Origin of the sequence: Streptomyces sp. NPDC048291 (assembly GCF_043201715.1) — a bacterium.
Taxonomy (GTDB): domain Bacteria; phylum Actinomycetota; class Actinomycetes; order Streptomycetales; family Streptomycetaceae; genus Streptomyces.
Genome location: NZ_JBICZC010000004.1, coordinates 370,009 through 393,971 on the forward strand (window position 1 = coordinate 370,009; position 23,963 = coordinate 393,971).

Annotated in this window: 17 protein-coding genes and 2 pseudogenes; 7 read left to right on the forward strand and 12 right to left on the reverse strand. The window is 70.2% G+C overall.

Annotated elements, in window-relative coordinates; all coding sequences use genetic code 11:
* The first annotated feature begins 32 nt into the window (after positions 1-32).
* Positions 33-773, forward strand: coding sequence for a class I SAM-dependent methyltransferase (locus ACGF5O_RS12570; protein WP_393809862.1), 741 nt, complete (start codon positions 33-35; stop codon positions 771-773).
* Between the two features lie 25 nt (positions 774-798).
* On the opposite strand, the pseudogene ACGF5O_RS12575 reads toward ACGF5O_RS12570, so the two are convergent.
* Positions 799-1,122: pseudogene (locus ACGF5O_RS12575) on the reverse strand (ArsR family transcriptional regulator); the annotation flags it as partial.
* A gap of 2 nt (positions 1,123-1,124) precedes the next feature.
* Here ACGF5O_RS12575 and ACGF5O_RS12580 point away from each other — a divergent pair.
* Positions 1,125-1,253, forward strand: a pseudogene (locus tag ACGF5O_RS12580) (alpha/beta hydrolase); the annotation flags it as partial.
* A gap of 150 nt (positions 1,254-1,403) precedes the next feature.
* Here ACGF5O_RS12580 and ACGF5O_RS12585 read toward each other — a convergent pair.
* The 7 genes from ACGF5O_RS12585 to ACGF5O_RS12615 form a co-directional block, all read right to left on the reverse strand.
* Positions 1,404-2,513 (reverse strand): ABC transporter ATP-binding protein, encoded by a 1,110-nt coding sequence (locus tag ACGF5O_RS12585; protein WP_393809863.1) that lies wholly within the window; start codon positions 2,511-2,513, stop codon positions 1,404-1,406.
* A gap of 13 nt (positions 2,514-2,526) precedes the next feature.
* Positions 2,527-3,588, reverse strand: coding sequence for an ABC transporter ATP-binding protein (locus ACGF5O_RS12590; protein ID WP_393809864.1), 1,062 nt, complete (start codon positions 3,586-3,588; stop codon positions 2,527-2,529).
* Between the two features lie 22 nt (positions 3,589-3,610).
* The gene (locus ACGF5O_RS12595) at positions 3,611-4,591 is read right to left on the reverse strand and encodes an ABC transporter permease (RefSeq protein WP_393809865.1); all 981 of its coding nucleotides are present in this window, start codon (positions 4,589-4,591) and stop codon (positions 3,611-3,613) included.
* Positions 4,592-4,685: 94 nt separating this feature from the next.
* Positions 4,686-6,497 (reverse strand): ABC transporter substrate-binding protein, encoded by a 1,812-nt coding sequence (locus ACGF5O_RS12600; protein ID WP_393810128.1) that lies wholly within the window; start codon positions 6,495-6,497, stop codon positions 4,686-4,688.
* A gap of 87 nt (positions 6,498-6,584) precedes the next feature.
* Positions 6,585-7,619: an ABC transporter permease gene (locus ACGF5O_RS12605; RefSeq protein WP_393809866.1), complete on the reverse strand. Its 1,035-nt coding sequence runs from the start codon at positions 7,617-7,619 to the stop codon at positions 6,585-6,587.
* A 689-nt stretch (positions 7,620-8,308) separates the two neighbouring features.
* Entirely contained in the window at positions 8,309-10,216 is a 1,908-nt protein-coding gene (typA, locus tag ACGF5O_RS12610; RefSeq protein ID WP_393809867.1) for a translational GTPase TypA, read from the reverse strand.
* A 223-nt stretch (positions 10,217-10,439) separates the two neighbouring features.
* On the reverse strand, positions 10,440-12,659 hold the full coding sequence (locus ACGF5O_RS12615) for an ABC transporter family substrate-binding protein (protein ID WP_393809868.1): 2,220 nt from the start codon (positions 12,657-12,659) through the stop codon (positions 10,440-10,442).
* Between the two features lie 326 nt (positions 12,660-12,985).
* On the opposite strand from ACGF5O_RS12615, the gene ACGF5O_RS12620 reads away from it, so the two are divergent.
* The 4 genes from ACGF5O_RS12620 to ACGF5O_RS12635 are packed head-to-tail and all read left to right on the forward strand — an operon-like array spanning position 12,986 to position 16,867.
* The gene (locus tag ACGF5O_RS12620; protein WP_393809869.1) at positions 12,986-13,276 is read left to right on the forward strand and encodes a hypothetical protein; all 291 of its coding nucleotides are present in this window, start codon (positions 12,986-12,988) and stop codon (positions 13,274-13,276) included.
* Positions 13,277-13,325: 49 nt separating this feature from the next.
* Complete coding sequence (locus ACGF5O_RS12625; protein ID WP_393809870.1) at positions 13,326-14,147, forward strand: hypothetical protein; 822 nt, start codon at positions 13,326-13,328, stop codon at positions 14,145-14,147.
* A 15-nt stretch (positions 14,148-14,162) separates the two neighbouring features.
* The gene (locus ACGF5O_RS12630; RefSeq protein WP_393809871.1) at positions 14,163-16,094 is read left to right on the forward strand and encodes a fumarate reductase/succinate dehydrogenase flavoprotein subunit; all 1,932 of its coding nucleotides are present in this window, start codon (positions 14,163-14,165) and stop codon (positions 16,092-16,094) included.
* Entirely contained in the window at positions 16,091-16,867 is a 777-nt protein-coding gene (locus tag ACGF5O_RS12635) for a succinate dehydrogenase/fumarate reductase iron-sulfur subunit (RefSeq protein WP_393809872.1), read from the forward strand. Before ACGF5O_RS12630 ends, ACGF5O_RS12635 begins: the two co-directional genes overlap by 4 nt.
* Here the strand turns inward: ACGF5O_RS12635 and ACGF5O_RS12640 are convergent.
* The 3 genes from ACGF5O_RS12640 to ACGF5O_RS12650 form a co-directional block, all read right to left on the reverse strand.
* On the reverse strand, positions 16,842-17,831 hold the full coding sequence (locus ACGF5O_RS12640; protein WP_393809873.1) for a phosphotransferase family protein: 990 nt from the start codon (positions 17,829-17,831) through the stop codon (positions 16,842-16,844). The genes ACGF5O_RS12635 and ACGF5O_RS12640 overlap by 26 nt on opposite strands.
* A complete protein-coding gene (locus ACGF5O_RS12645; RefSeq protein ID WP_393809874.1) occupies positions 17,828-17,998 on the reverse strand; it encodes a hypothetical protein in 171 nt (56 codons plus the stop codon). Before ACGF5O_RS12645 ends, ACGF5O_RS12640 begins: the two co-directional genes overlap by 4 nt.
* Before the next feature lie 131 nt (positions 17,999-18,129).
* On the reverse strand, positions 18,130-19,350 hold the full coding sequence (locus tag ACGF5O_RS12650) for an RNA-guided endonuclease InsQ/TnpB family protein (RefSeq protein WP_393810129.1): 1,221 nt from the start codon (positions 19,348-19,350) through the stop codon (positions 18,130-18,132).
* A 285-nt stretch (positions 19,351-19,635) separates the two neighbouring features.
* Here ACGF5O_RS12650 and ACGF5O_RS12655 point away from each other — a divergent pair, with 285 nt between their 5' ends.
* Complete coding sequence (locus tag ACGF5O_RS12655; RefSeq protein WP_393809875.1) at positions 19,636-21,123, forward strand: hypothetical protein; 1,488 nt, start codon at positions 19,636-19,638, stop codon at positions 21,121-21,123.
* Positions 21,124-21,336: 213 nt separating this feature from the next.
* Here ACGF5O_RS12655 and ACGF5O_RS12660 read toward each other — a convergent pair whose 3' ends face one another.
* Positions 21,337-23,925 carry a SpoIIE family protein phosphatase gene (locus ACGF5O_RS12660; RefSeq protein WP_393809876.1) on the reverse strand — a complete coding sequence of 863 codons (2,589 nt, stop codon included), beginning with the start codon at positions 23,923-23,925 and terminating at the stop codon, positions 21,337-21,339.
* Positions 23,926-23,963 lie beyond the last annotated feature (38 nt).

Genomic DNA, 23,963 nt, shown 5'->3' on the forward strand with positions numbered 1-23,963 from the left:
CTTCGTTCAACATCATGTGGCACACTGCCGCGGTGGTCGATCATTCGTACGCGGATATCTCACTCGCCGCGCTCTACGACAGCCTCAACCCGTGGGGGCCGGGTGACGACTTCTACCTGGATCAGGTGATGGCCGCCGGGTCCGTGCTCGATGTCGGCTGCGGTACCGGGCGGTTGCTGCGCGGGGCGCGGGCCGAAGGGCACGCGGGGCGGCTGATGGGGCTTGAGCCGGCCGCGGCGATGCTCGTGCAGGCGCGTCGGGCCGAACCCGGTGTCGAGTGGGTGCTCGGGGATCTGCGGGCCCGCCGGTGGGAGGGGCACGGCTTCGAGCTGGCCGTGATGACCGGGCACGCCTTTCAGGAGCTGGTCGGCGACGAGGAGCTGCGGGTCGCGCTGGCCGCCGTACGTGCCGCCCTCTCCCCCGCCGGCCGGTTCGTGTTCGAGACCCGTAATCCCGCCGCGCGGGCCTGGGAGAGCTGGACTCCGGACCGCGTGCACCACGCCACCGACACGGACGGCCGTCGGGTCCGGGTCTGGCACGAGGTCCAGGGTCTGCCGAGCGGGGACCGGGTGACCTTCACGGAGACGTACGAGGGGGGAGCCTTCGCGCACCCGCGGGTGAACCGCTCCACCCTCCGCTTCCTGGCCCCCGACGCCCTCGCCGGCTTCCTGGACGCCGCCGGTCTGGAGGTCGTCGAACAGTACGGCGACTGGGCACGCGGGCCGGTCACCTTTACGAGCCCGGAGATCATCACCGTCGCGCGGCAGCGGTAGGCGGCGGTCGGAAGGGGCAGGACGGTCACGGCGGTCCCGCGGCCTCGGCGGCCGCCGCGGTGAAGCGGGCCCCGAGTGCCGCGACCGCGGTGCGCAGTTCCTCCCCGCCCTCGACGCGGAAGGCGAACGGCACCCTCGCCAGCCACTCCTGTGCGTACATGTCGGGGTTGCGGGTGCTGCCCACCAGCACGCACCGGTCCTCCCCGAGGGGCTCGATCCTGCCCATGGGCGGCCGGATCCACCGGGCCACCTCGGCCAGGGGTGCGTCGAAGACCACCCGGGTGGCGAGCTCCCAGCCGAGGCCGAGGTTCTCCTCCAGCACCGCGACCGGGTCGAGGCCCTCGGAAGGATGGCGACGTCCCGGAGCCGGCCCGCGCCAAGCACCTCGGCTTCGCCGACATCGACTCCGGTCACTGGCCCGTGATCACCCGACCCGCCGAGCTGGCCCGGATCCTGGCCACGGCGGCGGACACGGCCTGACCACCCCGCCACCGCCTCACCACCCCGCCACCGCCCGGCCTCACGGGACCACCCGGCTCACGGGACCACCCCCGCCTCACCGTACGGACCACCCGGCCTCACGGGACCGGCCGCTCACGGGACTGCCCGGCCTCACCGGGCTGCGGGCGCTCAGCCCTCCTCCTCCAGCGCCGCCAGCGCCGGGTCCAGCACGATGTCCTCGTCGCGGGCCTCCGTCGTCGGGTCCTCCGGGAAGTGGCAGGCCGTGAGGTGGCCGTCGTGGTTGCCGGAGAGCTGGATCAGCGGGGGTTCCTCCGTCGCGCACTTGTCCTGGGCCTTCCAGCAGCGGGTGCGGAAACGGCAGCCGGAGGGCGGGGAGATCGGGGACGGGACGTCGCCGGCCAGGCGGATGCGTTCGCGGCCGACCGAGTCGCCGTCGTCCGTGAGGCTGACCTCGGGTACCGCCGAGAGCAGGGCGTGGGTGTAGGGGTGGCGGGGGCGGCTGTAGATGGCCTCCCGGTCGCCCACCTCGATGATCTTGCCGAGGTACATGACCGCGACGCGCTGCGAGAAGTGCCGCACGATCGCCAGGTCGTGGGCGATGAAGAGGAACGCGATGCCCAGTTCCTTCTGCACCTGCTGGAGGAGGTTGACCACCTGGGCCTGGATGGAGACGTCCAGGGCGGAGACCGGTTCGTCGGCGACGATCAGCTTCGGTTCCAGGGCCAGGGCGCGGGCCACGCCGATGCGCTGGCGCTGGCCGCCGGAGAACTCGTGCGGGAAGCGGTTGAAGTGCTCGGGGTTCAGGCCGACGATCTCCAGGAGCTCCCGGACGCGCTTCTCCCGGCCGCCCTCCGGTTCTATCCCGTTGATCTCCATCGGACCCGAGATGATCTTGCCGACCGTCTGGCGCGGGTTCAGCGACGAGTACGGGTCCTGGAAGATCATCTGGATCTCGGACCGGATCGGCGCCAGCTGCCTGCGGGAGGCGTGGCCGATCTCCTGGCCGCGGTAGGTGATCGTGCCGTTCGTCGGTTCCAGCAGACGGGTGATGAGGCGGCCCGTCGTGGACTTTCCGCAGCCGGACTCGCCGACCAGGCCGAAGCTCTCCCCCACCCGTACGGTCAGGTCGATGCCGTCGACGGCCTGGACCTGACCGACCGTGCGTCGGATCGGGAAGCCGCCCTTGACCGGGAAGTACTTGGTGAGGCCGGAGACTTCGAGGAGTGGTTCTCCGGCGGTCGCCTCGCGGGGGGCGGGAAGGACCGTGTCCTGGGTCATGACGTGTCGTCTCCTAGCCCAGACGGGGCTTGATCTCTTCGAGGAAGATGGTGCGTTTCTGGTCCGCCGTGAGGTGGCACGCCGAGGCGCGGTCGGGGGCCAGCAGGGGGCGTTCGGTGACACAGCGGGCGCCGCCGACCCGGTCCTGGAAGGTGCAGCGGGGGTGGAAGCGGCAGCCGGAGGGCGGGCTCAGCAGGGAGGGCGGGGTGCCGGGGATCGGGTTCAGCGGCATGCCCAGGTCGGAGTCGAGGCGTGGCATCGAGTTCAGCAGGCCCCAGGTGTACGGGTGCTGGGGCGCGCGCAGGACCTCGTCCGTCGTGCCGCGCTCCACCGCGCTGCCCGCGTACATCACCATGATGTCGTCGGCCATGTCGGCGATCACCCCCAGGTCGTGGGTGATGAAGATGATGCCTGATCCGAACTCCTGTTGCAGGTCCTTGAGCAGGTCGAGGATCTGCGCCTGGACGGTGACGTCCAGGGCGGTGGTGGGTTCGTCGGCGATGAGCAGGTCGGGGTCGCAGATCAGGGCCATGGCGATCATCGCGCGCTGGCGCATACCGCCGGAGAACTGGTGCGGGTAGTCCTTCGCCCGCTCCTTCGGGTTGGGGATGCCGACCTTGGCGAGCATCTCCACGGCCCGGTCCCAGGCCGCCTTCTTCGACGCGCCCTTGTGCTTCATGAACGGTTCGGCGATCTGCCGGCCGACCGTGTAGTAGGGCGACAGCGCGGTGAGCGGGTCCTGGAAGATCATGGCGGCCTTGTTGCCGCGCACCTTCTCCAGTTCGGACTCGCGGGCGGTGATCAACTCCTGGCCGTCCAGGAGGATCTCGCCCTCGACCGTGGTGAACTGGGGGTTGTGCAGGCCGAGGATGGTCAGGTTGGTGACCGACTTCCCGGAACCCGACTCGCCGACGATGCCGAGTGTCCTGCCTCGCGCCACGTCGAACGACAGCCCGTCCACGGCCCGTACCACGCCGTCCTCGGTCCTGAAGCTGACGTGCAGGTCCCGCACCGAGAGGAAGGCACCCGCGTCGGCCGGTGCGGGGGTGCCGGCGCCCTTGGTCAGAGTGGTCACGACGGTTCTCCTCCTGGCCGGCCTAGGACAGCCGGACGCGCGGGTCGATGAACGCGTAGGTCGCGTCGACGATGATGTTGAACAGCAGGATCATGGAGGCGGAGAACAGCATGACGCCGAGCAGCAGCGGCAGATCGCTGAACTGCACGGATTCCACCGCGAGGCGCCCGAGGCCGGGCAGTCCGAAGGTGTACTCCGTGATGATGGCACCGCCGAGCAGCGCGCCGAGGTCGATGCCGAAGATGGTGACGATCGGGATGAGCGAGCCGCGCCAGGCGTAGCGGAAGAAGACGTACCGCCGGGACATGCCCTTGGCGCGGGCGGTGCGTACGTGTTCCTCCTGGAGCTGCTCGATCATCGACGAGCGCGCCATACGGGTGTACTGCGAGGCGAAGATCGTGGACAGCACCACCCACGGGATGATCAGCCCGGTGAACCAGGTGACCGGGTTCGCGGTGAAGTCGTTGTAGGCGGGCTTGTCGAAGATGTGGGACTGGTAGACCAGGGCGGCCAGCGCCAGTGGCCCCAGGAAGTAGATCTGCATCGAACTGAGCACCATCGAGCCGGCGGTGACCGTCTTGTCGAGCAGGGTGCCGCGCTTCCACGCGGCGAGCATGCCGGTGCCGAGACCCACGATCAGGAAGACCACCGCGGCACCGGCGGTCAGCGAGAGCGTGGTGGGCAGGCGGTCCATCATGGTCGCCCAGACCTGGTCGTTGGTGTGGTACGAGTACCCGAAGCAGGGGGCGGGGCAGGGGCCCTGGGCGAACTTGTCGCTGCCCAAGATCAGGTTGTGCAGGAAGATCCAGTACTGCTCGGGGATGGACTTGTCGAGGCCGAGCACGTGGTGGATGTTGGCCAGGCTGGTCGGATTGCACGTCTTGCCGCACATCAGCAGGGCCGGGTCGCGCGGCATCCCGAAGAACAGCAGGAACGTCACGATGCTCAACAGGAAGAGGATGACCACGGCACCGAGGATCCGGCGGACGAGGAAGCGCAGCATGCGAGGGGCTCTCTGACGTCGGCGGGCCGGGCGGTACCCGGTGCGGTGTCGCCCCGAGGGGCGCACCGCACCGGGTACCGGCGGGCGGGCGGGGTTACTTGATGTAGAGACGACGCGGGTCGAGGCCGCCGATCACGTTGTCGTAGACGAGGCCCCCGACCTTGGAACCGGCGATCTGGACCTGCTTGTAGTCGATGGTGGGAACGGCGTTGATGACGTCCGTGACCAGGTACTGGTCGATCTTCTCCCAGGCGGCGGCCGACTTGACCGGGTCGCTGATCGCGTTGGCCGCGTCGATGTCGGCGTTGACCTTGGAGTCGTTGACGTGCGAGTAGTTCGGCGAGCCGTCGGCGATCGCGCGGCCGTCGAACAGCGGCGGGATCACGGTCGAGGCGGACGGCCAGTCGGCGCCCCAGGCGGAGGCGTAGATGTCGTAGTTGTTGTCGACCTTGCCGACCTGGTCGTAGTAGGTCTCGGCGGGGATGTCCTGCCGCTGCACGTTGAAGCCGGCCTTCTCCAGGGCCGCCGCGATGGCGGTGGAGTACTGCTGGCCCTCCGGCGTGTTCTGGTAGCCGTAGGTCAGCTTCAGACCGACCTTGCCGGCCTTCTTCAGCAGCGCCTTGGCCTTGGCCGCGTCACCGCCCGGGTTCTTCTTCTTGCCCCACGGGTCGAAGGAGGCGTCGTAGCCGCTGACCGTCGGGCTGATGTAGCCGCCGGCCACCTCCGCGGCGGAACTGCCGCCGAAGGCGCGGATGATCGGGGTGATCGGCAGGGCGTAGGCGATGGCCTGGCGGACCGTCTTGTCCTGCAGCGCCGAGTGCTTCATGTTGATGTTGATCTGGCCGACGTAGGGCTGGTAGCCGGCGACCGTGCGCGCCTTGACGGCCGCGTCGCCGCCGAGGACCTGGGAGATGTTGCCCGCGTCCACCGAGTTGTTGAAGCTGATGCCGGTCTGGTCGGCGCCGCTGTCCGCGAGCAGCGCCTTCGTGGAGTCCTCGTACTGGACGTTGAACTGGAAGTTCATCTGGTTCACGTACTGGTTGCGGATCGGGTCCGTCTTCGGGTCCCAGTTGGGGTTCTTGACCAGCACCATCGACTTGCCGGACTTGAACGACTGGATCTTGTACGGGCCGGTCGTCAGCGGGGCCTTGTCGTACTTCTCCTTCGTGTCGCCCTTCTTGGAGACGACCGCGTAGCCCGCCATGGCAAGCGCGTAAGGCAGGTCCGGGTGCGCGGTCTTGAAGTGGAAGATGACGGTCTTGCTGTCCGGGGTCTCCAGGATGCTGTCCGGCAGGTGCTTGCCCTTGTAGGGGCCGTCCGGGAGCAGCTTGCGGTAGTCGGCGCCGTTGGTGTCGGCCAGCCACTGCTGGAGGTACGTGGGGCCCTGGTTGATGAAGGACGCGAAGAGCCGCTCGTAGGTCTGGCGGAAGTCCGCGGACGTGATCGGCGTCCCGTCGGAGAACTTGATGCCGTCCTTGAGCGTGTACTTCCAGGTCTTGCCGCCGTCCGTGGTGGTACCGGAGTCGGTGGCCAGGTCGCCGACGACCTCGTGGCCGACGCCCTTGTTGTCGGTCGACTTGTAGCCGGTGAGGCCTCTGTGGATCAGCGTGGCGAGGGAGCCCTCGTCGGAGACGTAGATCTGCCCCGGGTCGAGGTGCGCGTACGAGTCGCGCTGCAGCACTTCCAGAGTGCCGCCGGTCTTCGCGCCCGGCACGGCGGCCGCGGGTCCGGTCGAGTCGGCCGCGTCGCCGAACTTGATCGAGGCCTGCTGCTGCTTGGCGTTCTGCTGGTCCTTCTTGTTGTTGTCGCTGGCGCTGCTGCCGCCTTTGCTGCAGCCGCTGAGCACGAGTGCCCCGGCCGCAAATATCGACAAAGTGGCGTATGCATGGCGTCCGCCCCTACTCATCACTGAAGTCTCCACCCATCTGTGTGTACGCCGGTGCGAAGGAAATGGCCGTGCGGTATCCGGGCGAGGACGCCCACAAGCTCCCGGTCAGCGCGCCGTCTTGGGATCGAAGGCGTCCCGGACCGAGTCCCCGAGCAGGTTGAAGGCGACGACGAAGACGACCATCGAGACGCCGGGGAAGAACATGTACGTGATGTCGTTCTGCAGGACGAGCTCGGTCGAGGCCTTGGAGAACATCTGGCCCCAGTCGGGGGTGGGCTCGACGATGCCGACGCCGAGGAACGAGAGACCCGCCTCGATCGTCACGAAGCTGGGGAGGATGTACGTGGCCTGCACCAGCAGCGGTGTCACCACGTTCGGCAGGATCTCCCTGCGGATGATCCGCCAGGGCGACGCGCCGCTCACCTTGGCCGCTTCGATGAACTCCCGTTCCCGCAGGGCGAGTGTGGTGCCGCGCAGGATGCGGGCGAGGCTCATCCAGCCGAGCACCCACTGGACGACGATCAGCGCGACGACCCGCACATAGGTCGGCGTCTGGTCGCGCGGACTCACGAACAGCGAGACCACGACCGGCATGCTGGCGATGAAGAACAGCTGCGAGGGGAAGGCGAGCAGGAAGTCGATGATCCGGCCGATGAAGAAGTCGGCCTTGCCGCCGAGGTAGCCCGCGGTGACACCGAGGAGGATGCCGGTGAGGACGACCGCGACGGTGACCGCCAGGGAGATCAGCAGCGAGGTCCGGATGCCGTAGATCAGCTTGGTGAACACGTCGTAGCCGTTGCCCGGCTCCAGGCCGAACCAGAACTCGCTGCTGATGCCGCCGTTGGGCTGCACCGGCACACCCGCGCTGTCGAAGAGTTCCGGCCGTTCGTCGGCGTAGATGGTGTACGGGTTCTTGCCGTACAGCTTCGAGATCAGCGGGGCCGCCGCCGCGACGAGGAAGAAGAAGGCCACGACGAACGCCGAGATGACGCCGGTGCGGTCACGCTTGAAACGTATCCACATCAGCTGGCCCGGCGACCGGCCTTCGACCGTCACCGTTCCGGTCTTCGTGTCGGGCTCCGGTCCGCCGTCCACGACGGCCGACCTTCCGCCACCCTCAAGGTCCGTAGGACTTGTCACAGTTCGTCCAATTCACAGGTGTGGGTGTGCCGAACCGGCCGCCGGCCCGCAGGGGGCACGGCCGCCGAGGCATGATCCGATGAGGCGTCAGGGCACCCCGCGGCGAGCGGGAATGCCGCAGCCGGACGCGCGTAGGAGAGCGGCGGCGCTAGCCGGCCGGCCGCTGCCTCAGGACCAACCGCCGGACGAACACGGACAGTCGGACGCAACGGCCAAAGCGGGCGCCGGAACCAGAACCCACCTGGTGCCTGTGACACTGCACATGGGACTTCTCCTCATGACTTCACGTGTTCACCGACAGGAGGTTTCCGTCCATACCCTCCGACACCCCTGACGGAGGGTCAGACACCCCCTGGTGCTCGTGAGTCGGGCGCTGTCCCCACAGCGCGAGACCCATTGACCCGAGCGCTACGCGGCTAACTATCTGCCATGAGCCAGGTGCCGACCACTGTCTTTAAATCTCAATTCAGTCACAGCTGACGCGTAGTTCTTCCGAAAAATGGACAAAGCGTTCGACGGGAGAAGGCCGCGAAACGGACTTGTTACATGGCTATCGGGCGCGGATCTCCGCATTTCGGACACTGATCCAAGATTGGCCGAGTCCCGCCCACGCGAAAACGGGTTGCAAAAAACCCGGGTACCCCCATCATGGGGGCACCCGGGCTCAGGTGTCCGGCGATCAGGTGCGATCAGCCGTGCTTGGCGCGGCTCGCGGCGCGGGCCCGCTCGCGGGCGTCCAGGTTCACCTTGCGGATGCGAACGGCCTCCGGGGTGACCTCGACGCACTCGTCGTCGCGGCAGAACTCCAGCGACTGCTCCAGGGAGAGCTTGCGCGGCGGGACGATCGCCTCGAACGAGTCGGCCGAGGACGACCGCATGTTCGTGAGCTTCTTCTCCTTGGTGATGTTGACGTCCATGTCGTCGGAGCGGGAGTTCTCGCCGACGATCATGCCCTCGTACACCTCGGTGCCCGGGTCGGTGAACAGCACACCGCGCTCCTGGAGGTTCGTCATCGCGAACGCGGTGACGGCACCGGAGCGGTCGGCGACGAGCGAGCCGTTGTTACGGGTCGTCAGGGTGCCGAACCAGGGCTCGTGGCCCTCGTGGATGGAGTGCCCGATACCCGTGCCGCGCGTCTGCGTCAGGAACTCGGTACGGAAGCCGATGAGACCGCGGGACGGCACCACGAACTCCATGCGGACCCAGCCGGAGCCGTGGTTGGACATGTTGTCCATCCGGCCCTTGCGGACGCCCATGAGCTGCGTGACCGCGCCCATGTGCTCCTCGGGCACGTCGATCGTCATGCGCTCGACCGGCTCGTAGGTCTTGCCGTCGACCTGCTTCGTGACGACCTGCGGCTTGCCGATGGTCAGCTCGAAGCCCTCGCGGCGCATCTGCTCGACCAGGATGGCGAGCGCCAGCTCACCACGGCCCTGGACCTCCCAGGCGTCCGGGCGCTCGGTGTCGAGCACGCGGAGGGAGACGTTACCGACCAGCTCGCGGTCGAGACGGTCCTTGACCTGGCGGGCGGTGACCTTGCGGTCCTTGACCGCGGCCTTGTTGTCGGCGCCCTTGCCGGTACCGCCACGGCCGACCAGCGGCGAGGTGTTGGTGCCGATGGTCATCGAGATCGCCGGCTCGTCGACCGTGATCAGCGGCAGCGGGATCGGGTTCTCGGTGTCGGCGAGGGTCTCGCCGATCATGATGTCCGCGATGCCGGCGACGGCACAGATGTCACCCGGTCCGGCCATCTCGGCGGGCTTGCGGGTGAGCGCCTCGGTCATCAGCAGCTCGGTGATGCGCACGTTGGACATCGTGCCGTCGCGCTTGATCCACGTGACGGTCTGGCCCTTGCGCAGCTCGCCCTGCTCGACCCGGAGCAGCGCGATACGGCCGAGGAAGTTGTCGGCGTCCAGGTTGGTGACGTGCGCCTGGAGGGGGGCCTCCGCGTCGTACTCCGGAGCCGGGACGTGGGCCAGGATCGTGGAGAAGAACGGCTCCAGGCTGTCGCTGTCGGCCGGGACGGTGCCGTCCTCCGGCTTGGTCAGCGAAGCCACGCCGTCACGCGCACACGCGTAGACGATCGGGAACTCGATCTGGTCCTCGTCGGCGTCCAGGTCGAGGAAGAGGTCGTAGGTCTCGTTGACCACCTCGTCGATCCGGGAGTCCGGGCGGTCCGTCTTGTTGATGCACAGGATGACGGGCAGGCGCTGCTGGAGGGCCTTGCGCAGCACGAAACGGGTCTGCGGCAGCGGGCCCTCGGAGGCGTCGACCAGCAGGACCACCGCGTCCACCATCGACAGACCGCGCTCGACCTCGCCACCGAAGTCGGCGTGGCCCGGGGTGTCGATGATGTTGATGGTGATGACGTCGCCGCCATCCTTGGGGTGGTACTTCACGGCCGTGTTCTTGGCCAGGATCGTGATGCCCTTCTCACGTTCCAGGTCGTTCGAGTCCATCATTCGGTCGTCGAGCGACTCGGCGGCGTGCGCAGCGAAGGCACCGGCCTGCTTCAGCATGGCGTCGACGAGGGTCGTCTTGCCGTGGTCGACGTGGGCGACGATGGCGACGTTGCGGATGTCGTGGCGCGTGGCCATGGTGCGGCGTACTCCCGGGGTATTGAGAAGGCCCTGTGCGTACGTCCGTGTGACGCGGGCCTGCCGGGCTTGACACGCCACGGCCTCACCCCATGTTACGTGCCCTTTGTAACTGAGGCTCGCCGGGCCGACCCCAAGGGGTACGGGCGGTATCGATATGCGGCTCCGCCGCGGGGCGCGACCAGCCACAATCCACCCGCACCCGACCACGAAACCGTGCCCTCTACCCCTTGCTGGGGCTCGGCGACACCACCGCCCCCTTCTTCAGGAAGCCCATGTCCTGGTACACCGGCGTCTGGAAGCCGAAGGCGCCCACGTTCACCAGATCCTTCCGCGCACCCACCAGCTGCGGCCGCTGGTACAGCGGCAGCGACCCCGCCGACGCCCAGATCCTGGAGTCCGCCTTGCGCAGCAGCCCGTCCGCCTCGTCCTCGTCCAGCGTGCCCAGCGCCTGGTCGAAGAGCTGGTCCACCTGGTCGGTGCCGACCCGCGTGTAGTTCTGCTCGACGTTCAGCGAGCCGTCGGCCGCCACCACCGGCTTCGCGTAGATCGGCCGGGCGTCCGTCGCCGGGAACGCGGACGACGGCCACGAGTACAGCGCGAGGTCGTACTGCCCGGCCGCGATGTGGTCCTTGAAGTAGCTGTCGTCCGAGACCTTCTGGATCTCGGTCGCGATGCCCACCCGGTCCAGCATCTGGGAGATCTGGGCGGCGACCGCCTGGAGGGTCTCCGAGCCCGGCCCCGAGGGCAGCACGAACCGCAGGGAGAGCGCCTTGCCGTCCTTGGCCAGCGGCCCGGCCGGCGCCCCGCCCCTGGGTGCCGCCGTGCCCTTCGGCGCGTACGCCCCCGGCGCGCCGTGGGCGTGGTCCTTCTGGTGGTCGCGGGTGTCCTTGTCGTAGGCCTTGTCGTCCTCGCCGACGATGTACTGCCCGTCGTGCCCGCCGTCCGACTCGTCGCCCTGCTCGCCGTCGTCCTTCTTCTTGTCGTCCTTCTTCTCGTCCTCGGCGCCGGCCGCCTTGCCGCCGGCCTTGACCGGTCCGCCGGCCACCCAGCCCGCGTCGGCGAGCAGCGCCTGGGCCTCGTGGGTGTCGAGGCCGCCGAGCGCCCCGCTGCCGTCCGTGTAGGCGGCCTGCCCGGACAGGGCGACGTGGCTGCCGACCGGCACCGCGGGCAGCCCCAGCGGGGTGAGGACCACCTTGGCGAGCGCCTGGCGGTCGAGGGCGCGGGCGACGGCCCGGCGGACCCGCTCGTCGGCGAGCGGGCCCTCGGAGCCGTTGAGGGCGAGCTGGGTGTAGGCGGGCTCCAGCGACTTGCGGACGCCGAAGTCGCGCAGCTCGTGCTGCTGCTCCAGCCACTTGGCGATGCTCCTGCGGAGCTTCTTCGGCCCCTTCGGCAGCTTCTCCTCGTTCATGCCGAGGGTCAGCGCCCAGGACCGCAGCTTCTTGGCGGAGGTCTTCCCGCTGCCCTGCAACGGCAGGCCGGTGCCCTTCTCGCGGCCGGCGACGGTGATCCGGTCGGCGTCGGCGGAGTCGATGTCGGCGACGTCGACGGTGCCGTCGGCGAGCGCGGCGGCCCGCTTCGTGCGGTCCACGGCGTGCAGGTCGATCTCGTCGAGCTTGGCCGGACGTCCCCACCAGCGCGGGTTTCGGGTGAGGACCACGTCCTTCCTGGCGGTGTCGACCTTGTCGACCCGGAAGGGGCCCGCGGTGACCGTGAGCTTGCGGCGGGCGCCGTCGTTGAAGGCGTCCGGGGTGCCCATGACGTCCTTCGGGTACAGCGGCGAGAACAGCGACCGCCAGTCGGCGTAGGGCCGGTCGAAGGTGACCCGGACCTCCAGGTCGTTGGCGCCGCGCTCGATCTGCGCGATGCGGTCGTAGCCGGCGTTGCGGGCGGTCCAGTAGGCGGAGTCCTTGCCGGACAGGGCGCGCCACTGGGCGGCGAAGTCGGCGGCGCCGATCTCCCGGCCGTCGCTCCAGACGGCCTGCTGGTCGAGCTTGTAGAGGACGACCTGGCGGGGCTCGGTCTCGATGACCTTCGCGGACTCCAGGTAGTCCGGGTTGCGGACCGGCTTCCCGGTGCCGTCGATGGTGAACATCGACGGCAGGACGGCCTGGGCGACCCGGGTGGTGCCCGCGTCGGCGTCGGCCTGGAAGGTGTTGAAGGTCTCCGGTACGGCGTCCACGGCCATCTTCAGGGTGCCGCCCTCGGCGACCGCGTCCCGGGCGACCGGCACGATGTCCTGGCCGGCCAGCGGCTTGCTCGCCTCGTCGTCGGAGCCGCAGCCGGCGAGGAGGGGCACGGCCAGCGCGCCTGCGGCGAGGAAGGCGAGGCTTCGCTGGTAGCGCCGGGAGGTGCCGTCGTTCGGCTGCGGCACCGTCGTGGCTGGTCGCGCAGTTCCCCGCGCCCCTGACGGGGCGCTACGGCTGACGCCCTGGTGAGACATCTCTGCTTACCTCCGGGAAGCCCCTTGGGTGCGGCTTGTTCGCATTTGGGGGTATTTTGGAGTTGATCACATGTACTCAGAAGTACGGACCCCACTGAAATGGACGGGGTCCGTCGGCCGGGGACGACACGGCGGCGGGGGCCGTCAAACCCCACCCGTGCGGCGCAATCCCGGCGCACACAGAGCGCGTGCGGGCGTGCGACGGAGGCACGCAATCCGCCAATCGCTGCACATGGCTTCACATCGGCAGGTGTGACGCGCAACACTCGCAGGCGCATGAACGTTGCCGCCTTGGACCACGAAGTCCGCGGAAGTGAGGTCACGTCATGTCCGTGCACGACGACCTGACGTCAGTCCAGCGTTGCCTAGAGGACCTGAACCGGTCCGTCGGCCGCCTGGAGCAGCAGCTCGGGAGCGGCGGACTGGAGATGCGCCGCGTCCGCGCCGACGCCGATCACCTGCGCGAGAGCGTGGCACTGCTGCGGGAGGCGGCCCACACGGGCGCCCCGAGCAAGCGCCCCGAGCTCGTGACCATCTCCGACGACCCGTACGACATCAACCTGTGGACGGACACGGACGACGAGGGTCTCGGCGCCCGCGACCGGCACGCCCCCTAGGAGCGCGCGCCCGCAGGCCCCGACCCCCGAACCGACCGGAGTCATCCCCTTGGCCACTGGTACGGAACCACATCCGAACAGCGGCGGCGTACGCACCGGTACGCGCGCCGCGATCTCCGCCCCGCACCTGCGGACCGACCGCTGGTGGCTGGCGCCCGCCGTCACCGCGGCCGGTCTGTTCGCGTTCGTCGTCTACTCGACGTGGCGGGCCTTCTCGAACGCGCACTACTACTCGGCGCCGTACGTCTCGCCGTTCTACTCGCCGTGTCTGGCGGAGAACTGCAAGACCATGCCGTCCGGCCCGAACGCCGACCTCTTCGGCAGCTGGTGGGCGATCTCCCCGGCGATCATCATCCTGATCTTCCCGCTGGGCTTCCGCCTGACCTGCTACTACTACCGCAAGGCGTACTACCGCAGCTTCTGGGCGTCCCCGCCCGCCTGCGCGGTCGCCGAGCCGCACGCGAAGTACACCGGTGAGACCCGCTTCCCGCTGATCCTGCAGAACGTCCACCGGTACTTCTTCTACTTCGCGCTGCTGGTCGCCTGCGTGCTGACCTACGACACGGTGCTCTCGTTCCGGGACACGGACGAGAACTGGGGCCACATGGGCCTCGGCACCCTGGTCTTCCTGGTCAACATCGTGCTGATCTGGGCGTACACGCTGTCCTGCCACTCCTGCCGGCACATCGTCGGCGGCAAGCTCAAGCACTTCTCCAAACACCCCGTGCGCTACAAGGCGTGGCAGTTCGTCGGCAAGCTCAACAACCGGCACATGCAGCTCGCCTGGGCGTCGTTGGTGAGCGTGGCGCTCGCCGACTTCTACGTCTACCTGCTCGCGTCCGGTGTCTTCGACGATCCGCGATTCTTTTAGGGACTGGGGCATCTGATGGCAGCGGTGGAGCGGCAGCAGTGGGACGTCGTGGTCGTCGGCGCCGGCGGGGCCGGACTGCGCGCCGCGATCGAGGCGCGCGAGCGGGGCGCCCGTACGGCGGTGATCTGCAAGTCGCTGTTCGGCAAGGCGCACACGGTGATGGCCGAGGGCGGCATCGCGGCGGCCATGGCCAACGTCAACGAGCACGACAACTGGCAGGTGCACTTCCGCGACACCCTGCGCGGCGGCAAGTTCCTCAACCAGTGGCGGATGGCCGAACTGCACGCCAAGGAGGCCCCGGACCGGGTCTGGGAGCTGGAGACCTGGGGCGCCCTGTTCGACCGCACGAAGGACGGGAAGATCTCCCAGCGCAACTTCGGCGGCCACGAGTACCCGCGCCTCGCCCATGTCGGCGACCGCACGGGGCTCGAACTGATCCGCACCCTCCAGCAGAAGATCGTCTCCCTCCAGCAGGAGGACGAGAAGGAGACCGGTGACTACGAGTCCCGGCTCAAGGTCTTCCAGGAGTGCACGGTCACCCGGATCCTCAAGGACGGCACACGCGTCTCCGGGGTCTTCGCGTACGAGCGGGAGACCGGCCGTTTCTTCGTCCTCGAAGCCCCCTCCGTGGTCGTCGCGACCGGGGGCATCGGCAAGTCCTTCAAGGTGACGTCGAACTCCTGGGAGTACACCGGCGACGGGCACGCGCTCGCCCTGCTGGCCGGGGCGCCGCTGCTCAACATGGAGTTCGTGCAGTTCCACCCGACCGGCATGGTCTGGCCGCCGTCGGTGAAGGGGATCCTGGTCACCGAGTCGGTGCGCGGCGACGGCGGGGTGCTGCGCAACTCCGAGGGCAAGCGGTTCATGTTCGACTACGTCCCGGACGTCTTCAAGGAGAAGTACGCCGAGTCCGAGGAGGAGGGCGACCGCTGGTACGAGGACCCGGACCACAACCGGCGTCCCCCGGAGCTGCTCCCCCGCGACGAGGTGGCCCGCGCCATCAACTCCGAGGTGAAGGCGGGCCGCGGCTCCCCGCACGGCGGGGTCTTCCTGGACGTGTCGACGCGGATGCCGGCCGAGGTGATCCGGCGCCGGCTGCCGTCCATGTACCACCAGTTCAAGGAGCTCGCGGACGTCGACATCACGGCGGAGGCGATGGAGGTCGGACCGACCTGCCACTACGTGATGGGCGGGGTCGCGGTGGACTCCGACACCGCCGCCGCCCGCGGCGTGCCGGGGCTGTTCGCGGCCGGCGAGGTGGCCGGCGGGATGCACGGCTCCAACCGGCTCGGCGGCAACTCGCTCTCCGACCTGCTGGTGTTCGGGCGCCGGGCGGGCTGGCACGCGGCCGACCACGCGGCGGACCTCGACGAGCGGCCGGCGGTGGACGACGAGCAGATCGACGCGGCGGCCGCCGAGGCGCTGCGGCCCTTCTCCGCCGAGGGCCAGGAACCGGACTCCGGCCCGCCGGAGAACCCGTACACCCTCCACCAGGCGCTCCAGCAGTCCATGAACGACCTGGTCGGCATCATCCGCCGGGAGGGCGAGATGGAGCAGGCCCTGGAGCGGCTCGCGGAGCTGCGGGTGCGGGCGCGCCGGGCCGGGGTGGAGGGGCACCGCCAGTTCAACCCCGGCTGGCACCTCGCCCTGGACCTCAGGAACATGCTGCTGGTCAGCGAGTGCGTGGCCCGGGCGGCGCTCGAGCGCACCGAGTCGCGCGGCGGGCACACCCGCGAGGACCATCCGACGATGGACCGGCGCTGGCGCCCCGTCAACCTGCTCTGCCGGCTCGCGGACCCCACCGGCGGGCTCGCCGCCACCGACCCGGAGCGCGGCCAGATCGACCTCACCCGTGAGAACACCGACCCCATCCGAGCCGACCTGCTCGCCCTCTTCGAGAAGGAGGAGCTGGTCAAGTACCTCGCCGAAGAGGAGCTGTACGAATGAGCGGCTACACGGCCCACTTCCGGGTGTGGCGGGGCGACGTCGAGGGCGGCGGCCTGGAGGACTTCAAGGTCGAGGTGAACGACGGCGAGGTGGTCCTCGACATCATCCACCGCATCCAGGCCACCCAGGCCGCCGACCTGGCCGTCCGCTGGAACTGCAAGGCGGGCAAGTGCGGTTCGTGCTCGGCGGAGATCAACGGCCGCCCGCGCCTGATGTGCATGACCCGGATGTCCGTCTTCGAGCCGGCGGAGACCATCACGGTCACCCCGCTGCGCGCCTTCCCGGTCATCCGCGACCTGGTCACGGACGTCGGCTTCAACTACCAGAAGGCCAGGGAGGTCCCGTCGTTCGTGCCGCCCGCCGGGGTCGCCCCCGGCGAGTACCGGATGTTCCAGGAGGACGTGGACCGCTCGCAGGAGTTCCGCAAGTGCATCGAGTGCTTCCTGTGCCAGGACACCTGTCACGTCGTGCGCGACCACGAGGAGAACAAGACGGCCTTCGCCGGGCCGCGTTTCCTCATGCGGGTCGCCGAACTGGACATGCACCCGCTGGACGCGGCGGACGCCTCCGGCCTGGACCGCAAGCGCACGGCCCAGGACGAACACGGCCTCGGCTACTGCAACATCACCAAGTGCTGCACGGAGGTGTGCCCGGAGGGCATCCACATCACCGACAACGCGCTGATCCCCCTGAAGGAGCGGGCCGTGGACCGCAAGTACGACCCGCTGGTGTGGCTCGGCTCGAAGATCAGGAGGCGCCCCGCAGGAGGCTGAGCACCTGCCGCAGGTTGGACTCGGCGATGTCCCGCATCGGTTCGCGCTCCGGGAAGTCGCCGTCCAGCAGCCGGAGCGGCCCGGCGACGAGGTTGAGGTGCATCGCGAGCCGGTACAGGGCCATCCGGTCCTCGTCGAGGTCGGCGGTGCGCAGCACGTCGTAGGCGGGTCCGAAGCGGAGCTGCAGGAAGACGTGCTCCCATTCGGCATCGAAGTACATCAGGCCTTCGACGTCGATGAGCGCGGGATCGCCCTCCTCGGTCACCAGGACGTGGTCCGGGCCGAGTTCGCCGTGCACGAGGGAGGCGTGGTCGCGTGGTTCGACCGCGTCGTAGAGATCGTGCACGCGCTCGGTCAGCGCCTGCCGCACCTCGCGCAGCCGGGGGTCCCGCTCGGCCACCTCCGCGATGTCGCGCATCGCGCGGTCCGCGACGACCTGTTCGCAGGAACTGCCGAGCGGCTTGCCGCCCTCCTCCACCAGGGCGGCCTTCCCGTACCCGGCGGAGACGTGCTCGCGGAGCACGCCGAGGGTCCCCGCCAGCCGGGCCAGCGGCACCCGGGCGGCGCCCGGGTCGCTGCGCAGCAGCACCTCCAGGCTGCCGCCGCGGACGTCCTCGACGACCGCGGCGTAGGCGGGCAGGTGTTCGGCTTCCTCGTCGGCGAAGAGCAGGCGCGGGGTGCGCACGCCGAGTTCGGTCAGCAGGTCGTGGGCGGACAGGAACAGGCCGAGGCCGGAGGCGTGCGCGAACGGGTCGCGGATGTCGGCGTCGACGGGCCCCCAGTAGTCCTCCTCCGGGGACCAGACGTACGCGACAGCGCTCCGGCCGTTGTCGAGGGCGAGCCGGTAGACGCCTTTCTTGCTCCCGCCGCGCAGCCGGGTGACGGCTGCGGGAGCACGGCCGAGGGCCTCGCGGGAGAGCGACGCGAGGTCGTCACGGGTGAGGTGGGCACGAGCGGTTGTCATGACGTACGAACCCAGTCCTTCCGATAAGAGGTCCAGTCATCCTCGGTGGCGGCGAAGTCGACGTACAGGGCGACGCCGAAGGTAGCGCGATCCGGGTCCGGGCTCGTCCACTGGGCGCCGCGCGCGCCGTGCGGGTTCTGCGCGGTCCGCACGACGTCGTACGACATCACATCAATCTGATCCACCGAGCGGGCGCCCCGGCTCGCCCCTCCTTCAACCACAATTGGGGGATGACCAGCGGCGTGACAGTACCCCAGAAGGATTGAATCCTCCCCTCCTGACGGCAGGGATTCCTGGCTCAGGCCGCCTCCTGGAGCAGCGCTCCAGGAGGTCTTCTGCCATCGGCACCAGCCGGGTTGAGACCAGCCCGGACGAGCATCACGTGTGCGGAATTCTTGTCCCGTGGGGACACGTTCTTACACACGGTGCAGGTGTAGGTGCGCTCTCCCAGCGGCAGTGCGTGCTTGGCTCTCGCTCCGCAGTGCGCGCAGTCCATCGTGGTGTGCGCGGGGTGGACGAGGCGGATGTCCCGCCCGTGCTTGCGGCCTATCTCGATCAGAGCGGCCTTGGTGGCGCCGATGGCGGCGTCAGCAGCCTTGCGGGCCATGGTGGTCCTGGTCAGGAACTTCGGGCGGAAGTCCTCGACCGCGACCGCGTCATGGTCGCGGACAACCTTCTTGGCCCACTTGCGGCCGGTGTCCTCACGCTTCCTGGCGACCTTCTTGTATGTCTTCGCCCGCAGTCTCCTCGCCTCGCGGTGGCCATTCGAGGCAGGTTGGCCCTTCTTCGGCCTGCGGCGGGCCACCATACGGTCATACCGGGTCAGCTTCGTCTGAGCCTTCTTGCCGTGCTCGGAGTGCGGCAGGTCGTGGTCGTCGGACGTGGTGGTGGCGATCTCCTTCACGCCCCAGTCGACGCCGACCACGCGCCCCGTCTCCGCCAACGGCTGCACCTGTGCACTGACGACGAACGAGGCATTCCAGTATCCGAGGCTGTCCTGGTACAAGCGCACAGAGGAAGGCTCAGTCGGCAGCTCCCGCGACCACACCACCGTCAGGGCGATGCCGCCCGCCAGGTGCAGACAGCCATCCTTCAGACGGAAGCCCCGCTTGGTGTAGTTCAGGCTCGGCAGCGCCTCACGCTTCTTCTTGTGCTTCGGCATCCCGGCCCTCCGCGCCAGGGGCAGGCGCTCCCGAATATCCCTGTGCGCCTTGGCGCGGAAGTGGCCGAAGTCTCGGATGATCTGCTGCTGGGGAACCGACGAGCCCTCACGGAGCCACGGCGTACGAGCGCGGGCTTCGGTCAACATCTTGTCCAACTGCGCCGGGCCGCACGTGGCTTTTTGTCCGGTGGCCTTGTTATGCACGTGTACGGCCCTGGACTTGGCGACACATTCGTTCCACACCCAGCGGCACCGGTCCCACTCCGCCACCAGGGCGGCACGGGTGGTCGAGGAGACGCGCAGTCGATAGGTGAACCGGGCGTGTCCCCTGCCGTCGTCACCTGCCACTCCAGTCATGCCGGCACCCCCGCTTTCGCTCTGGTCACTCCCCCCGCTACCGCAGGACCATACGAGCGAAATTCGCACACCCACCCCTGACTCCTACCATCATCACCCCCATCAGTGAGCCAAGGGACACACGTTCGACTCCTGCCGAATTGTCGCCCGCGAGCCCGGTGCGCCGGGTCCATCCGGCCTGAACCCTTCCATCACTCTGTCGTCTCCTGCTCCCGTGATCCCGTCGCCCCTCGCGTGTCCCGGCCCCGGTCGCGAAGCCGACGAGTTACCCATACGCTCCGAAATGTGACGTCATCCTTGATCCGGGGTCGGCCGAGGCATGCCACGGGGCACATAGCCGTGCGGGTGGGGCATGCGGTGCTGGGCGGGGTGGCCGGGGCGGTCTGGCTGGTGTTGCCGGTGATGACGAGCGTCACTCAAGATCCGGTTCCCGCGACGGGCGGCCGAACGGTCTCCGCGGCCCAGGCGGCCGACGGGGCGTCGGCGACCGACTACGTCCTGCCGCTCGTCGCCGTGGCGGCGGCCGGCGCGCTGGGCGGCTACGGCTACGTCCGCCGGACCCGGCGGGCCCGCTCGCGCACCACACCGGGGATCCTCTCCTCCGCCCCGCCGTCGCCGTCGCCCGCCGATGCCGAGCGGCAGGCGCGGGCCTCCCTGGTCCTCGCCGACGACTGCGTCCGCACCAGCCGGGAGGCCCTCGGGTACGTCGACGGCGCCACGTCCGCCGAGCGGGCGCTGCGGGCGGCCGAGACCGAGCTGACGGCCGCGTTCGCGATATGGCGGCGGTACGAGGAGGGGGTGCCGGAGGGCGACGCCGGCCGGCGTCAGGCGCTGGTGGGCGTGGCCGGGCGGTGCGCGGAGGCGGGGCGGCAACTGGACGCGGCGGCGGCCGGGTTCGACGCCGAGTGGGACGCGGGGGACGCGCTGGCCGCGGCCGAGGGGCGGTTCCGGCAGCTGGCGGGGCGGACCGGCGGGGTGGCGGCGGCGCTGGCCGGGGCGGGTGAGCGGTACGGTGCGGCCGCGGTCGCCTCCGTCGTCGGCTACGTCGAACAGGCCAAGGACCGGCTGGTGTTCGCGACCTCACGGCTCAACCAGGCCCGCCAGGCAGCCGATTCGGGCGACGGCGACGGTTTCCGGCGGGGGGTGCGGGCCGCCGAGGGGGCCGTGGCGCAGGCCGGGGTGCTGCTGGGCGGGGTGGAACGGCTGGCGGAGGAGCTGCGGACGGCGGCGGGACTGGTGCCGGCCGCCCTCACGGGCGCCGAGGCCGAGCTGGCCGCTCTGCGGGGGACGGCGTTGCCGCCGCGGCTGGCGCATGCGGACGCCGTGCTGGCCGGCGTACGGGGGGAGGTGACCGGCGGGCCGTACGACGCCCTGGACGCCCTGCGCCGGGTCGTGCGGGCGGTGGAGGGGACGGGGGGCGGGCGGTCCGGGGTGATCGCGGCGGGGGCGGAGCTGGTGGCGCGCAGTGCGGTGGGGGCGGCGGACGACTTCGTGGGGACGCATCGGGCGGCGGTGGGGGCGGAGGCGCGGGCGCTGCTGGCGGCGGCGGGGCGGTCGGCGCCCGCGGACGCCGACCGGCTGGCGCGGCGGGCGCGGGAGTTGGCGGAGCGGGATGTGCGGGCGCACGGGAATCCGTTCGCCGGGGAGGCCGCGCTTGCGCGTGGGAGCGGGGTGGCGGGGGTGGTGCTCGGGGGTGTGCTGCTGGGCGAGGAGGGGGACGGGGGGCCGGTGGTGGCCTTCGGGGGGCCGGAGAGCCGGGGTCGGTTGGGCTGAAGCCCACGGGGGTACCACGACCGGCCGTCGGGCGGCCGCGGGCGCGTGGGGGCTTGTCGCGCAGTTCCCCGCGCCCCTGAAGACAGGGGGTTGCGCTGGCGCCCCTGCTTCAGGGGCGCGGGGCTGTATCGGTATGCGCTCACCAGAGCGCCCCAAAGGGGCGCGGGGAACTGCGCGACAAGCCCCTGCGGCGCCGCGCCGTACAACGGTCCCTCAGAACAGGCTGAGCAACGCCTCCGCGGGGTCGGTGAGGCCCGTCTCGCCGTCCGGGAGCGGGAGTTCGAACCACACGGTCTTGCCGCGCGGCGTCCGGCGTGAGCCCCACGCCGCGCTGAGGAGGCCGACCAGCTGGAGGCCCCGGCCGCCCTCGTCGGTGTCCCGCGCCCTACGGCGCCTCGGCTGGACCAGGCCGGAGTCCCAGACCTCGCAGACCAGGGTCCGGTCGAGCAGGAGGCGGAGCCTTATCTCGCCCTCGCCGTACCGCAGCGCGTTGGTGACGAGTTCGCTGACGAGCAGCTCCGTCGTGTCGACCAACGGCTCCAGGTCCCAGGTGAGGAGCTGCCCGCGGGCGTACTCGCGGGCGCGGCCGACGCTGCGGGGCTCGCGTGGGAGCGTCCAGTCGCCGACGGAGTCGGCCGGCAGCCCCTGTACACGTGCCATCAGCAGCGCGATGTCGTCCTCGCCGTGGTGTGTGTCCAGGGTGTTGAGGACGTGGTCGCAGACGTCCTCCAGGGGCTGGGAGGGGTCCGTGAGGGCCCCCACGAAGGCCTGGAGGCCCTCGTCGAGGGGGTGGTCGCGGGATTCGACCAGGCCGTCGGTGTAGAGCGCGAGCAGGGCACCCTCGGGGAGTTCGACCTCGACCTCCTCGAAGGGCTCGCCGCCGACGCCGAGCGGCATGCCGGGCGGCACGTCGAGCATCAGGGCGGCCTCGCCGGGTTCCACGAGGACGGGCGGCAGGTGGCCGGCGTTGGCGAAGGTGCAGCGCCTGGTGACGGAGTCGTAGACGGCGTACACGCACGTGGCGAGGTAGACCTCGGAGAGGTCGGCGTCGCGGGGCTGGCGGGCCGTGCGGGTGGCCTGCTGGACCCCGCCGGGGGTGCCGAGGCCGCGGGCGATCTCGTCCAGCGCGGAGAGCACCTCGGCCGGTTCGAGGTCGAGCAGGGCCAGCGTGCGGACCGCGGTGCGGAGTTCGCCCATCGCGACCGCCGCGCGTAGACCCCGGCCCATCACGTCGCCCACGACCAGCGCCGTGCGGTGGCCGGGCAGTTCTATGACGTCGAACCAGTCGCCGCCGACCTCGGTGGCCGCGTTGCCGGGCAGGTAGCGGCAGGCGATGTCCAGGCCGGAGGCCTCCGGGTCGCCGGGCGGGAGCAGGGACCGTTGCAGTATCAACGCGCGTTCGTGCTCGCGCCGGTAGAGGCGGGCGTTGTCGATGCAGACGGCGGCACGGGCGGCCAGCTCCACGGCGAGCTCCCGGTCGCGGTCGCCGAACGGCTCGCTGCCCTTGGTGCGGGCGAACTGGGCGAGGCCGACGACCGTGTCGTGGGCGACCATCGGGACGGCGAGGGTGGACTGGACGAGGCCGCCGTCCACCGCCGGCACGTGCTGCGGGCGGGCCGTGCGCAGGGCGTCCGCGCACGGGGAGTTGAAGGGGTAGTGGTGGACCGCGCCGACGGCGACCGGGGCGCCGCCGCCCACGAAGGGCGCGTCGGAGACCGCGCTGGCGAAGGCGACCCGGCGCAGTTCGGCGCTGCCGTCGGCGAGTCCGGGCGGGGTCTCGTCGCCGGCCAGCAGCCCCTGGTAGAGGTCGACGGTGGCGAGGTCGCAGAAGCCGGGCACGACCACGTCGAGGAGTTCGCGGGCGGTGGTCTCCAGGTCGAGGGAGTTGCCGATGCGGGCGCCTGCCTCGTTGAGGAGGGCGAGATTCCGCCGGGCGGCGGCGGCCTCGCGGGCGGCGGCGCGGCGGGCGGTGATGTCCAGGCCGAGCCAGGCGATGCCGATGGGGCGGCCGGTGCCGCTGTGCACCCGGTAGAGGTTGATGGACCAGTGCCGGCGCTCCTCGGAGCCCGGCACGAAGCCCGTGACGTGCATGTCGGTGATGGAGTTGCCGGTCTCCAGGACCCGGCGCATGGTGGCCGCGACCCGCTCGGCCTCGGAGCGCGGCAGGTAGTCGTGGACGCCCTTGCCGCGGTGGTCGTCGGGGGTGCCGCCGAAGATGGAGGAGAACCGCACGTTGGCGCGGCGGATCCGCAGCTCGGGGTCGATCAGCAGGAAGCCGAAGGGAGATTGACCGAATATCGACTGCGAGGCCGCGAGGTCGGTCTCGATGCTGCGCAGGGTGCGGACGTCGACCACGATGCACACGGCCGCGTTCTCGCCCTCGGCGGTGCGGGTGGGCATGACGTAGACCTCGGCGAGGCCCTCCTCGCCGCGCTCGCCGTCCGCCGTGTCGGGCATCCGGAACGGGACCACGCCGGTCCACTCCCGCCCGTCCAGGATCTCGGCCATCTTCCGCTGGCCGCGCTCGCGCAGGTCCGGGTCGACGAACGCCTCTATGGGGTCCATGCCGACGGCCCGCTCCGCGGGGATGCCGAAGATCTGCTCGGCGCGCAGGCTCCACTGGTCGACCAGGCCGCCGGCACCGATGGAGAACGAGGCGACCTTGATGTAGTCGTAGATCGAGCCGGGCGGACTGCTCTGCCACATGGCGTCGCCAGGGGCCGCGGCTGTCTCCGCGGTCCCCGCCCTCGCGCCGTCCGACGGGTCCGAGGACTCCGTGGCCTTAGCTGGTATCTCGCTCACGCGAACCGTCCCCTCCAGCTCACCGCGTCCGGCACCGG

Coding starts and splice junctions, on each gene's coding strand:
- ACGF5O_RS12585 (WP_393809863.1), bottom strand. CDS start 2,513: ATGACCCAGGACACGGTCCTTCCCGCCCCCCGCGAGGCGACCGCCGGA.
- ACGF5O_RS12650 (WP_393810129.1), bottom strand. CDS start 19,350: ATGACTGGAGTGGCAGGTGACGACGGCAGGGGACACGCCCGGTTCACC.
- ACGF5O_RS12630 (WP_393809871.1), top strand. CDS start 14,163: ATGGCAGCGGTGGAGCGGCAGCAGTGGGACGTCGTGGTCGTCGGCGCC.
- ACGF5O_RS12635 (WP_393809872.1), top strand. CDS start 16,091: ATGAGCGGCTACACGGCCCACTTCCGGGTGTGGCGGGGCGACGTCGAG.
- ACGF5O_RS12645 (WP_393809874.1), bottom strand. CDS start 17,998: ATGTCGTACGACGTCGTGCGGACCGCGCAGAACCCGCACGGCGCGCGC.
- ACGF5O_RS12640 (WP_393809873.1), bottom strand. CDS start 17,831: ATGACAACCGCTCGTGCCCACCTCACCCGTGACGACCTCGCGTCGCTC.
- typA (WP_393809867.1), bottom strand. CDS start 10,216: ATGGCCACGCGCCACGACATCCGCAACGTCGCCATCGTCGCCCACGTC.
- ACGF5O_RS12615 (WP_393809868.1), bottom strand. CDS start 12,659: ATGTCTCACCAGGGCGTCAGCCGTAGCGCCCCGTCAGGGGCGCGGGGA.
- ACGF5O_RS12620 (WP_393809869.1), top strand. CDS start 12,986: ATGTCCGTGCACGACGACCTGACGTCAGTCCAGCGTTGCCTAGAGGAC.
- ACGF5O_RS12600 (WP_393810128.1), bottom strand. CDS start 6,497: ATGAGTAGGGGCGGACGCCATGCATACGCCACTTTGTCGATATTTGCG.
- ACGF5O_RS12595 (WP_393809865.1), bottom strand. CDS start 4,591: ATGCTGCGCTTCCTCGTCCGCCGGATCCTCGGTGCCGTGGTCATCCTC.